General features: G+C 60.5%; 12 protein-coding genes. 5 read left to right on the forward strand and 7 right to left on the reverse strand.

Annotated features, from left to right (window positions below; all coding sequences use genetic code 11):
* A partial coding sequence (locus tag GNZ12_RS41460; RefSeq protein WP_172318436.1) for a LysR family transcriptional regulator occupies positions 1–597 on the reverse strand: 597 nt, incomplete at its 3' end.
* A 107-nt stretch (positions 598–704) separates the two neighbouring features.
* Between GNZ12_RS41460 and GNZ12_RS41465 the strand changes: the two genes are divergently transcribed.
* Together GNZ12_RS41465 and GNZ12_RS41470 are read left to right on the forward strand one after the other, a co-directional pair.
* Positions 705–1,931: an MFS transporter gene (locus GNZ12_RS41465; protein WP_172318438.1), complete on the forward strand. Its 1,227-nt coding sequence runs from the start codon at positions 705–707 to the stop codon at positions 1,929–1,931.
* 32 nt (positions 1,932–1,963) lie between these two features.
* Positions 1,964–2,842 carry an alpha/beta fold hydrolase gene (locus GNZ12_RS41470; RefSeq protein WP_172318440.1) on the forward strand — a complete coding sequence of 293 codons (879 nt, stop codon included), beginning with the start codon at positions 1,964–1,966 and terminating at the stop codon, positions 2,840–2,842.
* Between the two features lie 138 nt (positions 2,843–2,980).
* On the opposite strand, the gene GNZ12_RS41475 is transcribed toward GNZ12_RS41470, so the two are convergent.
* The 4 genes from GNZ12_RS41475 to GNZ12_RS41490 form a co-directional block, all read right to left on the reverse strand.
* Entirely contained in the window at positions 2,981–3,877 is an 897-nt protein-coding gene (locus GNZ12_RS41475; RefSeq protein ID WP_172318442.1) for a MipA/OmpV family protein, read from the reverse strand.
* A 514-nt stretch (positions 3,878–4,391) separates the two neighbouring features.
* Positions 4,392–5,135 carry a peptide-methionine (S)-S-oxide reductase MsrA gene (gene msrA, locus GNZ12_RS41480; protein WP_172318444.1) on the reverse strand — a complete coding sequence of 248 codons (744 nt, stop codon included), beginning with the start codon at positions 5,133–5,135 and terminating at the stop codon, positions 4,392–4,394.
* A 19-nt stretch (positions 5,136–5,154) separates the two neighbouring features.
* Positions 5,155–5,667, reverse strand: a complete 513-nt coding sequence (gene msrB, locus GNZ12_RS41485; RefSeq protein ID WP_172318446.1) for a peptide-methionine (R)-S-oxide reductase MsrB — start codon at positions 5,665–5,667, stop codon at positions 5,155–5,157.
* A gap of 135 nt (positions 5,668–5,802) precedes the next feature.
* Positions 5,803–6,345: an Lrp/AsnC family transcriptional regulator gene (locus GNZ12_RS41490; protein WP_172318448.1), complete on the reverse strand. Its 543-nt coding sequence runs from the start codon at positions 6,343–6,345 to the stop codon at positions 5,803–5,805.
* A gap of 160 nt (positions 6,346–6,505) precedes the next feature.
* On the opposite strand from GNZ12_RS41490, the gene GNZ12_RS41495 reads away from it, so the two are divergent.
* A complete protein-coding gene (locus GNZ12_RS41495) occupies positions 6,506–7,522 on the forward strand; it encodes a 1-aminocyclopropane-1-carboxylate deaminase (protein WP_172318450.1) in 1,017 nt (338 codons plus the stop codon).
* Between the two features lie 487 nt (positions 7,523–8,009).
* Here GNZ12_RS41495 and GNZ12_RS41500 read toward each other — a convergent pair whose 3' ends face one another.
* A complete protein-coding gene (locus GNZ12_RS41500) occupies positions 8,010–8,900 on the reverse strand; it encodes a LysR family transcriptional regulator (RefSeq protein ID WP_172318452.1) in 891 nt (296 codons plus the stop codon).
* A 135-nt stretch (positions 8,901–9,035) separates the two neighbouring features.
* Here GNZ12_RS41500 and GNZ12_RS41505 point away from each other — a divergent pair, with 135 nt between their 5' ends.
* Positions 9,036–9,761 (forward strand): pirin family protein, encoded by a 726-nt coding sequence (locus GNZ12_RS41505; RefSeq protein WP_172318454.1) that lies wholly within the window; start codon positions 9,036–9,038, stop codon positions 9,759–9,761.
* A 96-nt stretch (positions 9,762–9,857) separates the two neighbouring features.
* Positions 9,858–10,271, forward strand: coding sequence for a DoxX family protein (locus tag GNZ12_RS41510; RefSeq protein WP_172318456.1), 414 nt, complete (start codon positions 9,858–9,860; stop codon positions 10,269–10,271).
* Positions 10,272–10,358: 87 nt separating this feature from the next.
* Here GNZ12_RS41510 and GNZ12_RS41515 read toward each other — a convergent pair whose 3' ends face one another.
* Positions 10,359–11,513, reverse strand: a complete 1,155-nt coding sequence (locus tag GNZ12_RS41515; protein WP_172318458.1) for an alkane 1-monooxygenase — start codon at positions 11,511–11,513, stop codon at positions 10,359–10,361.
* Between the last annotated feature and the right edge of the window lie 260 nt (positions 11,514–11,773).

Genomic DNA, 11,773 nt, shown 5'->3' on the forward strand with positions numbered 1-11,773 from the left:
CCCAGGATGGGGCACACCCGTTCGAACGACACAAGCGTGTCGCGCCAGATCCCGCGGATGCGACGGTCTGCCGTGTTCGGCAAGATAAGCTGGTGCTGCGAACACCACCCGCCGCAGCGTGCCGATCCGTCGCGCCACCAGCCGCGAATCAGGCGTTTCACCGATGCGGATCGTCACATCCGCACCGGTTTCGACGGGATCGCGATACTCGTCGCTCAGATCGAGTGACAACTCCAGTTGCGGATGACGCTGCAAAAACTCCGCGGCGAGCGGCGCGACGAATTGCGGTCCGAATAGCGTCGGTGCATTGATCAGCAAGCGGCCGGTGAGTCGGTGCGCTTCCTCGGCCAGTTCGGTGCGCGCCAGTTCGAGTTCGGTTAGCGCGCCTTTGACGCGCTCGTAAAAGCGCATGCCGGCCGCGCTCGGTTGCGAAGTACGTGTGGTTCGCACGATCAAGGTCGATCCGTGCGACCGCTCCAGCACCTGCAGCGACCGGCTGACGGCCTGCAACGACCGGCCAAGCCGGCGCGCGGCGCTCGTCAGACTGCCCTCCTCGACGATCGCCACCAAGGTTTCCAGATCGCGCAAGGCATCCATCGCCGATTCTCCCATTTTTCGTGAGGATGTATCCAATTCGGTGCGAATTGTCTTTGTCTGACGTGAGAGTAGCATCGATCCGACTTCACTTAACGGCTAACCCGACGATGGACTCTTCCACGATTCAATGCCCGACGGCGGCCCAAACGGCTGCACCACCGGCACAAAGCGTTCCGACCGCCCTCTTCGCGGCGATGGTCGCGGTCGCCGTGCTGCCCCTGTATGCGTCACAAACCTTGATCGGCCCGCTCAACGCCTCGCTGCATCTCGGCGCATGGACCACGCTCGTCACCGCATTGACGTTGTTCGGCTATGCGGTCGGCCTCGTCGGGCTCGTTCCGCTGATCGACCGCTTGCCCAATCGGCCCTTGATTGCGGCGACGCTGTTCGCGCAGATCGCGTGTCTCGCGCTGGCCGCTATCGCGCCGCTCGCTCCGGTGTTTCTGGCGGCATCGTTTGCCGTCGGCGTGACATCGAGCGTCGTGCAGATGCTGGTGCCCGCGGCCGCGTCGCTCGCGCCACCGGCTTCGCGCGGCAAAGTCGTCGGCAATGTGATGAGCGGTCTGATGCTCGGCATTCTGTTGTCGCGCCCGCTTGCCAGTGTGATCGGCGGCGCACTCGGCTGGCGTGCGTTCTACGCAGCCGATGCCCTGTTGCTCGCCGCCGTCACGCTCGCCGTGGTGCCGCGTTTGCCGGATAGTCGCCCTCACGGCGCGCCGCCCTATGCCGCGTTGTTGACGTCGATGGTCCGGTTAGTCGCGCATGAGCCCGTGCTGCGCCGGCGAGCGCTGTACCAGGGCCTGCTGATGGCCGGCTTCAATGCGTTCTGGAGCAGTGTTGCCATCGTTCTGACGCGCGCGCCGCTCAGTCTGAACAGCACCTCCGTCGCGCTCTTTGCGTTGGCCGGCGGCGGTAGCGTGTTCATCGCACCGTTGGCGGGCCGTGCCGGCGACAGGGGCTGGTCGAAACGCGCCAGCATGCTTGCTCATGCGGTCGCCATCGCGGCCGCGCTGATGGCGGCATTGGCGTTGACCTCCGGCGTGTCGCGCGCCACATCGATCGCTATGCTGGCCGTCGCTGCATTCTTTCTCGACGGTGGCGTGATTGCCGATCAGGCGCTTGGCCGGCGCGCGATCAATCTGCTCGCGCCCGAATCACGTGGCCGGGTAAACGGGCTTTATACAGGGCTCTTTTTCGTCGGCAGCGCGATAGGCGCCACCATTGCGGGGCCGACGCTCGCGCGTTGGGGCTGGCCGGGCGTATGTACCGCCGCGTTGGTTTTTTTTGGCGTGGCAGCGGGACTCCATCTGCGCGACAGTTCGCGCGGCGCATGATCGATCTTACGAACCACTGAAGGAGCATGCTCATGACATCCACACGCACTGGGATGCGCTATCGCAGCATCGAGATCGACGATCTCGACATTTTCTACCGCGAAACGGGACCACGCGATGCGCCGGTGATTCTGTTGCTGCACGGGTTCCCGTCGTCATCGCGAATGTACGAGACGCTGATGCCGCTGCTCGCGCAAAATTACCGGCTAATCGCACCGGATTACCCGGGTTTCGGCCACAGCAGCGCACCCTCGCCCAACGTATTCGAGTACACGTTCGACCACCTCGCCGATGTGATGGGACGTTTCACCGATACACTGGGACTGAAGCGCTATACGCTGGTGATGCAGGACTACGGCGGTCCGGTGGGGTTCCGGCTCGCGCTTTCGAACCCTGAGCGGATTGAGGCGTTGGTGGTGCAAAACGCCGTTGCACACGAAGCGGGGCTCGGTCCGTTATGGCAAACGCGCAAGGCCTTCTGGAACGATCGCGCAACGCATGAAGCGGCATTGCGCGCGAATCTGCTTTCTTTTGAGTCGACGCGGTTGCGGCATGTTGGACGTAGTCCGAATGTCGATCGTTACGATCCAGATACCTGGCATGATGAATTTGCGTTTCTATCGCGGCCCGGACAGATCGATATTCAGACTGAGCTCTTCTACGACTACCGGACGAATGTCGAGCGGTATCCACTGTGGCAGCGGTATCTGGAGGAACGTCAGCCCCCCATGCTCGTGGTGTGGGGCAAGTACGATCCTTCATTCGAAGTGGAAGGCGCTCATGCGTATCGCGGCAATGTGCCCAGCGCCGAAGTACATGTGCTTGAAGGTGGGCACTTTGTGCTGGATGAAGCAGTCGACCAGGTCGCGGCACTGATGATTCACTTTCTTGGTGCACGGCTGGCACGCTAGTACGTCTGCTTTTCCGTGGGCGGTGGCCTGGTTGTATGCGCAACGACTGAGAAAGACACCGCTATCGCCCTGTAAAAAAACCGCGCACCAACGTCATCGCAGCACGGTGTCCCAAGGCTCAAACATCGAAACGCTGCATCAGAAGCGGTAATTGATGGAGATATCGGCCACACCAGTGGCCCTACTGTGCGTAATCGGACTATTGCCCGCGCCGCCGACCAGTTGTTCGAATGCGCCGTCGGCAGTGGCAAACCAGTGCTTGTCGAACAGCCACACCAGGCTAACGCCGAAACCCACCGACTTGAAACCCGCACTCGCGTGATACTCCGAGTATTGCGAGTGCGCCGCCTGATTCTGATTCACACCATACCAGGCATTCATGTAATTGGAGTCCGCGAGCGTCACGTTCGGCCCAGCGAACCAGAAGAATTTTTTGGTGCTGCCCGGCATCGGCATATAGGCGCCGAGATCGCCGATCCACCCGTTCGAGCCGCCGAAATAGCGGCGGATGTCGGCGCGCAGCACGAGCGGGAAATCTTTCGACACCACATATTCCCCGGCGAGTTTGAGGCCGGGCGCCTGATTGATGTTGCCCAGGCCGTTCAACTCTTCCGGATCGTCGTGCCCGCGACGTCCGAGATCGTAGACGGCCGCGAGACTCGCGCGCCAGTTCTGCCCTTGCGCAAAGTTGACCCCAAGGCCTTCGCCGCTCGAGAAGAAGAACAGGTCCTTGTAGCGCACGTCGATGCTCGGTCCGGCCATCACGTGATACCGGTCGGAGCCCTCATAACGCGGCTGGAACGACGTCGCCGCGCCGAATCGCACCTGCCAGTCCGGAATATTCGGCTGCCACAGCTTCTGCAGCGGAATGCCCACGGAGTACTGCCATTCACCCAACGGCGAAGGGGTTTGGGCCGAGGCCGAACCCGGCAAGACGCCGAGCCCGCCGAGGGTCACGGCGACCAGAGATGTTGCCGCGATGCTTGTTTGTTTTTTGCGAATCTTGCCGATCCGCTTTCTACGGCTGATCAACACCAGAAGCCTCCGTTCTCGCGTATCGCGAAGGGATTGAGGTTCTCACCCGAGGTCCGCAATGGATTGCAAACATTCGGGCGACCGCCGCATTGCTACGCGCGGCATGTAATTCTTTCAGCAGAGGACGCGCATTGCCCGGTAAAACTCACTGTCCGAACCTGGTGCCAGCCCGTAAGTTGGGCTTTTATACGAAAAGATACGTGCGAGCGATTGGCCGACGCACGCACCCGAGCAAAATGCGGGCCTGGTCGCCGATGAGCCGGCGCAGTTCCAGTTGAGCAGGATCGTCTTGATCCGGTCGGATAGCAGAATAGCAAGACAGACCGACGGACGCTGGCAAGCGTGCCGTGGCGATGATGAGAGGCAGAATACAGCCACAAAAAAACGGCCGGCGCAGCGCCATGCGGCGCCGGAACAGAATGATTAGCGCCGGCGCGGCGCTCGCCGCTTTGTAGCGCTGCTTTATTAGTTTGCTTTTTTGCGCTACTGGACCGCGCCGATTTATAGCGCCGGCTTACTGCGCCGCTTCGACCAGCACAGGTTTGTCGCGATAGAGATTCGGAAATAGACGCTTCAGGTTTGCGACCTTCGGCATATCGTTGATGGCGATATACGCGGAGTTCGGATGCAGCGTCAGGTAGTTCTGATGGTATGACTCGGCAGGATAGAAGCCCTTGAACGGCTCCGTCTTCGTGACGATCGGTGCCGGAAAGGCGTGTGCCTTATCGAGTTGCGCGATGTAACTTTGCGCGATGTGCCGCTGCGTGTCATTCAGCGGGAACACCACCGAACGGTACTGCGTGCCGCTGTCCGGCCCCTGGCGGTTCAACTCGGTCGGATCCTGAATCACCGAGAAGTAGACCTGCAACAACTGCCCGTAGGTGACCTTGGTGGGGTCGAACGTGACCTGCACGGATTCCGCATGGCCGGTGTCGCCGCCGCTAACGGTCTCGTACTGCGCGGTGTCGCGCTGGCCGCCCGAATAACCCGACAAGGCTTTCGTGACGCCCCGCACGTGCTGGAACACGCCCTGCACGCCCCAGAAGCAGCCGCCCGCGAACACGGCGGTTTCTTCGTGCGCGGTGGTGGCGGAAATTGGCTCGTCGAGTGCGGGGGGCGCAATGACAACCCCGGTTTCCGACGAAAATGCCATGCGCTGTGCCAGCAGCAGCGCCAGCGCGCCGAGCCCGACCGACAGCGCGACGGCCGCCACGCGTGAGCGGGCCGGTTTGCCGATGATGCGTTTCTCGATGTTCATGATATCCGTCCTGATTCGATCAGCTTGTGCCGCGCGCAGCGGGCGTGAAAGTTAAAGCGAGGCCGTTCATGCAATAGCGCAGGCCGGTCGGTTTGGGGCCGTCGTCGAAAACGTGCCCCAGATGGCCGCCGCAGCGCCGGCACAGGACTTCGTCGCGAGTCATGCCGAACGACTTGTCGGTCCGTGTGATGACCGCGTGGTCCAGCGGCTGCCAGAAACTCGGCCAGCCTGTGCCGCTATCGAACTTCGTCTTCGACGAAAACAGCGGCAGTGCGCAACCGGCGCACGCGAATGTGCCGACGCGGTGCTCGTCGTTCAGCGGGCTGCTGAATGGCCGTTCCGTGCCCGCTTCGCGCAGCACGCGGTACTGCGCGTCCGTAAGGAGCTTGTGCCATTCGGCGTCGCTGTGCGCGACCTCGAAGGCTGCCGCCGCGCCCAACTCGGCTGCGCCTGCCGTGCGCCATGCTGCGGTACCGCTGGCGAGCGACGCCGCGCCGATTAACCTGAAGAATGTCCGTCTGCTGCAAGTCATGATGATCGTCCCGGAAAGTCCGTACCGTTCACCCGTTCAGGCGCTGATCGCGCCGCCCGCGAGTGGTCTCGACACTTAGTCGGCCAGCAAGCGTATTTATGACAGCATGCGCGTCTTTTTGCGTGACGGCGGCGGCTACAGCGGAAATTTCGTGGTCGACAGGATCTCTTTGAGCACCATAAACGAGCGGATTTGCCGGACGCCGGGCAGATAGAGCAACTGCTCCGCGTGCAGACGATTGAAGCTGTCGCTATCGCGCGTGCGGATTGTCATGAAATAGTCGAACTCGCCGGTCACGACGTGGCATTCCATGCACCCCGCCACCTTCTGCGCCGCTTTCTCGAACGCGGCAAACGACTCCGGCGTGGACCGGTCTAGCACCACGCCGATGATGACCAGCATGCCCGCCCCGGCCGCCTTCGGGTCGATCAACGCGACGACGCCGCGAATCAGCCCCGATTCTTTTAGCCGCTCGACGCGCCGCAGACACGCTGGCGCGCTCAGTTTGACTTTGGCCGCTAGCGCGACGTTCGAAATCGACGCATCGGTTTGCAACTGACGCAGGATCGCCCGATCGATGCGATCAAGCGCGTGAAGCGCATCGGCTTCCGCAGACGCGGTTGTGGCGCCTGCTGCGGCCTCGGCGGCCTGGATGCCACGAACTTTTATTGCGTTCATCGGTTTCCATTTGGCTCTTTATTAAGCCATTCTCTATTCTGGATTTTTAAAAGTATGCCGAACGCAATTTCTTTGCAAGCTCATTTCCTAGGCTTTTCCCTACCATTTGTTTAGCGCGACGGATTGCTGCTCGCGTCGAACCTACCATTCCGGAGCTGCCATGAACCTGCAACGATTCCCTCGTTACCCGTTAACTTTTGGGCCCACGCCGATCCAGCCGCTGAAGCGTTTGAGCGACCACCTGGGCGGCAAGGTGCATTTGTACGCGAAGCGCGAGGACTGCAACAGCGGCTTTGCCTTCGGCGGCAACAAGACGCGCAAGCTTGAGTATCTGATTCCCGAGGCGTTGGCGCAGGGTTGCGACACGCTGGTGTCAATTGGCGGGATCCAGTCGAACCAGACCCGCCAGGTGGCGGCGGTCGCCGCGCATCTGGGGATGAAGTGTGTGTTGGTGCAGGAGAACTGGGTCAACTATTCGGACGCCGTATACGACCGGGTCGGCAACATCCAGATGTCGCGCATTCTGGGCGCTGATGTCCGGCTGGTGGCCGACGGCTTCGACATTGGTTTTCGCAAGAGTTGGGAGGACGCATTGGAGAGCGTACGCGCCGCGGGCGGCAAGCCGTACGCGATCCCGGCCGGCTGCTCCGACCATCCGCTGGGCGGACTTGGTTTCGTCGGCTTTGCCGAAGAGGTACGCCAACAGGAGGCCGAGCTGGGCTTCAAATTCGACTACATTGTGGTGTGTTCTGTCACCGGCAGCACCCAGGCCGGCATGGTAGTGGGTTTCGCCGCCGACGGCCGCGCCGAGCGGGTAATTGGCATCGATGCATCCGCGAAACCGGCGCAGACGCGCGAGCAGATCACGCGAATCGCGAAGCAGACTGCGGAAAAAGTCGACCTTGGACGCGACATCACCAGCCAGGACGTGGTACTGGACGAGCGCTACGGCGGCCCCGAATATGGCTTACCGAACGAGGGGACATTGGAAGCGATCCGCCTATGCGCACGACTTGAGGGCGTGCTGACCGACCCGGTGTACGAGGGCAAATCGATGCACGGCATGATCGACATGGTGAGAAACGGCGAATTCCCGGAGGGCTCACGGGTGTTGTACGCGCACCTGGGTGGCGTGCCGGCGCTGAATGCCTACAGCTTCATTTTCCGGAACGGGTAAGCCGCCGGGAAGTCCGAGAGCGAGCGGCGAACTACGGACGGCGGCCGATGTACGGTACACGGTGCACGATTCGTAGTACTCGGAGGAAGGCGGAAGGCGGAAGGCGGAAGGCGACTAGCCTGCAGCAACAAAGTCTGTCGCCGCTCCTCCAAATAACGTTGACCGGACGAAGCCGAAAGCGCAAACACGGCGGCCGGTTTTTGAAGTGCGCTTCGGCGCGCGCAGCGCCGCCGGAGGTATGACGGCTTTGTCACTCACGCCGAATGTGCGAGTGCACGGATTCCAGATGCACCACTACCGCAACTGCGCGAGGGACCCGCTTAAGAGTTAGCGGTTTGAGCCGCTTTCTCTTGCCTACTTCTCTTTGCGGCCGGCAAAGAGAAGTAGGTGCCGCCCCGCACAGGGGCAACGCTAATAAACCAATAACAAAACAAGCAAAGGCCAACGCCGCAGGCATACAGACACAAGCGCCGCGCAGGCAAAAAAATCAAACCATTAACCCCTTCCTCAAATGCTCCCGCAAAAACTCAACAAAGACACGAATGGTGACAGAGCTCTGCCGATGCTGCGGATAAACAGCATAAACAGTAGCCGCCGAAGGCAAAAACGCTTCCAAAACAGTCACTAGCAAACCACTATTAAGAGCATCAGCAACAATAAAATCAGGAAGCCGAACAATCCCCAACCCAGCGACCGCCGCATCGCGAACCAACTCCCCATTATTAGCCCGCAGCGGCCCCTGCACCTCAACCCCCTTCAAAACACCATCAACAACAAAATCCCAACTCACAGCCCCACCATGCCCATACAACAGGCAAGAATGCCGCGCCAGATCGGCAGGCACAACCGGCGCCCCCCGCCGCCGCACATACCCCGGACTGCAACACGCCACCATCCTGACATCAACAAGCTTCTGCGCGATCAACGTGGAATCCGGCAACGTACCGATCCGGATCGCCATATCGAAGCCCTCACCGACCACATCGACGGTGCGATCGCTCAACTCCATATCGAAACGCACATCGCCATGCTCGCGCAGGAAGCTCGCCACCAACGGCGATAGATGCATCATCCCGAACGACATCGGCGCGCTGACCCGCAACAGTCCACGCGGCCCGGCGCGGCGCAGCGACATGGCCTGCTCGGCGTCTTCCACCTCGCCGAGAATGCGCCGCGCGCGCTCATAGAATTCCTGACCGAGCTCGGTCACGGCCAGCTTGCGCGTATTGCGGATCAGCAGTTGCACGCCGAGCGTCTCTTCCAGCGCCATCACGCGCCGGCTGACGAACTGCTTCGACAGCGCCAGCCGCTTGGCCGCCGCGGTGAAGTTATGGGCGTCGACCGTGGCGACGAAGATCCGCATGTCATCGAGTTGCATTTTATTGTCTACCTATGCGAGACAGTGTTTCACATTTAGATCCGATTATAGCCATCCTGATTGACCTACACTGTCATTCATGGATCGCGGACCAACATCTGGCCGGATCGCACAACAGAACCAAGGAGAAATACGATGCTCGAAATCAGACACGCCAATCAACGCGGCCGCGCGGAGCACGGCTGGCTCAGCTCGCGTCATACGTTTTCCTTCGCGAGCTATCACGATCCGAAGCAGAACGGCTTCTCCGACCTGCTCGTGATCAACGACGACCGCGTCGCACCGGCGCAAGGCTTCGGCAAGCACCCGCACCGCGACATGGAAATCTTTTCGTATGTGCTGGAAGGCGCGCTGGAACATAAGGACACGATGGGCACCGGCTCGGTGATCGTGCCTGGCGACATCCAGTTGATGAGCGCGGGAACCGGCGTCGCACATAGCGAATACAACCATTCGAAGAGCGAGCCCGTGCACTTCATGCAAATCTGGATTGCACCGGCACAGAACGGCACCGCGCCGCGCTATCAGCAACGTCACTTCGGCGCGGACCAGAAGCGCGGTGTGCTGCGCCTCGTGATGTCACCGGACGGTGCGGACGGCTCACTGATGCTGCAACAGGATGCACGAGTCTATGCCGGTCTTTTCGACGGAGACGAAACTGCGCGCCTCGAACTGGCCAGTAATCGGTATGCTTATATTCACGTGGCGCGTGGCAGCGTCACGGTGAACGGCGTCGAACTTGGCGAAGGCGACGGCGCGCGGGTCCGCGGCGAAGAAGCCCTGACCTTCACGCAAGGCCACGACGCAGAAGTGTTGGTGTTCGATCTGCGTAACATCGAAATGTCGGAGTTGTGGGCTTAAGTGGCCTGATCCTGTCGATAGACATGGCCGGCTTAAGCGTGGCTCGCTGCAACGTGTGCGGCGAGCCGCACCCTTCCTTACCTACTGAGAACAATCATGCGCTATACGCTATTTGAAAACCAGAAAGACACTGTCATTCTTGTCGCCCGTATCCTGTTGATGGTGCTGTTCGTGATGTTCGGCTGGTCGAAACTGACCGGCTTTTCAGGCACGGTCACTTATATGACGTCGACCGGCGCGCCGGTGCCTGAGCTGTCGGCGGTCATCGCCGTCGTGATGGAGTTAGCGGTGGGCATTGCGCTGGTGGTGGGCTTCTATACGCGGCCGCTCGCGTTGCTGCTGGCGCTCTATACGCTCGGCACGGCGATCATCGGCCACCATTACTGGAACATGACGGGTGCGGAGCAGTACGTAAACATGATCAACTTCTACAAGAACATCAGCATCATGGGTGGACTGTTCCTGTTGTGTGTGACCGGGCCCGGCAAGTATTCAATCGACCGGCGTTAAAGCCACGCTGCCGCTGTTCGATAAGCTCGACAAAAAAGCCGCCCGGCATTGCCCGGGCGGCTTTCTCTATGCATGAAGCAGTCCACGCTAGCCGGCAAACTGCGCCAACACGCGCTCACGGATTGCCGGCCGGATATTCGACTGCGCCATATTGCCTTGATAATGCGCGACCACGCGCGGGTTCATCACGCGAAACCACAATGGCGGCACATACGCCAACATGATCATGGTCGCGTAACCGGAGGGCAATTGCGGCGCGCCCTCGAAATGACGCAGCGCCTGATAAGAGCGTGTCGGATTCGCATGATGATCGGCGTGACGCTGTAACTGGTACAGAAACAGATTTGTCACGATGCGATTGCTGTTCCATGAGTGCTGCGGCTGGCAGCGCTCATAACGGCCGCTCGCGAATTGCTTACGGCCGAGCCCGTAGTGCTCCAGATAATTGACCACTTCGAGCAGTGAGGCGCCATATACCGCCTGAATCAGCAGAAACGGAATCACCGTTTTGCCGAACAGCGCGATCATCGCGCCCCACAGCATTACAGTCATCGCCCACGAATGCAGGACTTCATTGCGCCATGTCCAGGGCGACTTGCCGAGGCGTTCGAGCCGATGTTTCTCGAGGCGCCACGCCGACGCGATGCTGCCGAACACCGTGCGCGGCAGAAAACGCCAGAACGATTCGCCATAGCGCGCGCTCGCCGGATCGGGCGGCGTCGCCACGCGCACATGGTGTCCACGATTGTGTTCGACGAAGAAATGGCCGTAGGCGACCGGCGCCAGCGTAATTTTAGCGAGCCATCGTTCGAAGCCATCGGTCTTGTGGCCAAGTTCGTGCGCGGTATTGATCGACACGCCGGTCGCCGCGCCCAGCGAGAGCGCAAAGCCGAGATAGTCGTACCACCTCAGAGCGTGCGTGCCGACGATCCACAGCGCGCCGAAAAACGACACGTATTCGATGAAGGTAGCGAGATAGACCACGCGACGGTAATAGCACTCCCGTTCGAGCGTGGGGACGACTTCCTCGGGTGGATTGCTCGGATCGTCACCGATCACATAGTCGAGCACCGGAATAATGCCGAACACGAAAATCGGCCCGAACCACCAGAAGATATGCCAGCCGGTCTGCAACGCCAGATTGGCGGCGTGCAGCGGCAAGGTGATGGTGAGTGCTCCGAGCAGCCACAGATAGCGCTTGCTGTCGACCCACCGAGCGGGGGCCGCTTGCGATGTTGCCATTGTCTCCCTCCTTGTTTTATGTCGCCTGGTATCAGCAGGCTGTGCGCTTGCTGGCCAGTACGCATGCTGCCAGGACCTTGCCCGACTCCCAGATTTATATGGCTAGACGGGCGGGATAGCCAAGGAATTGGCCTAGGCCCAGCTTTAGCTTCTGAAATTGCTGGAACCCGCATCAGTTGTAGGGTTCGGCAATTTTTTAGTAGTCCTATGTAGCCATGTAATTCACATTATCACCTTGATTTTTCGCGCATGCTTTGCTT

The organism is Paraburkholderia solitsugae, assembly GCF_013177695.1.
Lineage (GTDB): Bacteria > Pseudomonadota > Gammaproteobacteria > Burkholderiales > Burkholderiaceae > Paraburkholderia > Paraburkholderia solitsugae.

What these genes read in the sequence shown, in the direction of transcription:
- GNZ12_RS41505 (WP_172318454.1), top strand. Translation starts at nt 9,036, where the DNA reads ATGCTCGAAATCAGACACGCCAATCAACGCGGCCGCGCGGAGCACGGC.
- GNZ12_RS41465 (WP_172318438.1), top strand. Translation starts at nt 705, where the DNA reads ATGGACTCTTCCACGATTCAATGCCCGACGGCGGCCCAAACGGCTGCA.
- GNZ12_RS41495 (WP_172318450.1), top strand. Translation starts at nt 6,506, where the DNA reads ATGAACCTGCAACGATTCCCTCGTTACCCGTTAACTTTTGGGCCCACG.
- msrB (WP_172318446.1), bottom strand. Translation starts at nt 5,667, where the DNA reads ATGACTTGCAGCAGACGGACATTCTTCAGGTTAATCGGCGCGGCGTCG.
- GNZ12_RS41490 (WP_172318448.1), bottom strand. Translation starts at nt 6,345, where the DNA reads ATGAACGCAATAAAAGTTCGTGGCATCCAGGCCGCCGAGGCCGCAGCA.
- GNZ12_RS41470 (WP_172318440.1), top strand. Translation starts at nt 1,964, where the DNA reads ATGACATCCACACGCACTGGGATGCGCTATCGCAGCATCGAGATCGAC.
- msrA (WP_172318444.1), bottom strand. Translation starts at nt 5,135, where the DNA reads ATGAACATCGAGAAACGCATCATCGGCAAACCGGCCCGCTCACGCGTG.
- GNZ12_RS41510 (WP_172318456.1), top strand. Translation starts at nt 9,858, where the DNA reads ATGCGCTATACGCTATTTGAAAACCAGAAAGACACTGTCATTCTTGTC.
- GNZ12_RS41500 (WP_172318452.1), bottom strand. Translation starts at nt 8,900, where the DNA reads ATGCAACTCGATGACATGCGGATCTTCGTCGCCACGGTCGACGCCCAT.
- GNZ12_RS41515 (WP_172318458.1), bottom strand. Translation starts at nt 11,513, where the DNA reads ATGGCAACATCGCAAGCGGCCCCCGCTCGGTGGGTCGACAGCAAGCGC.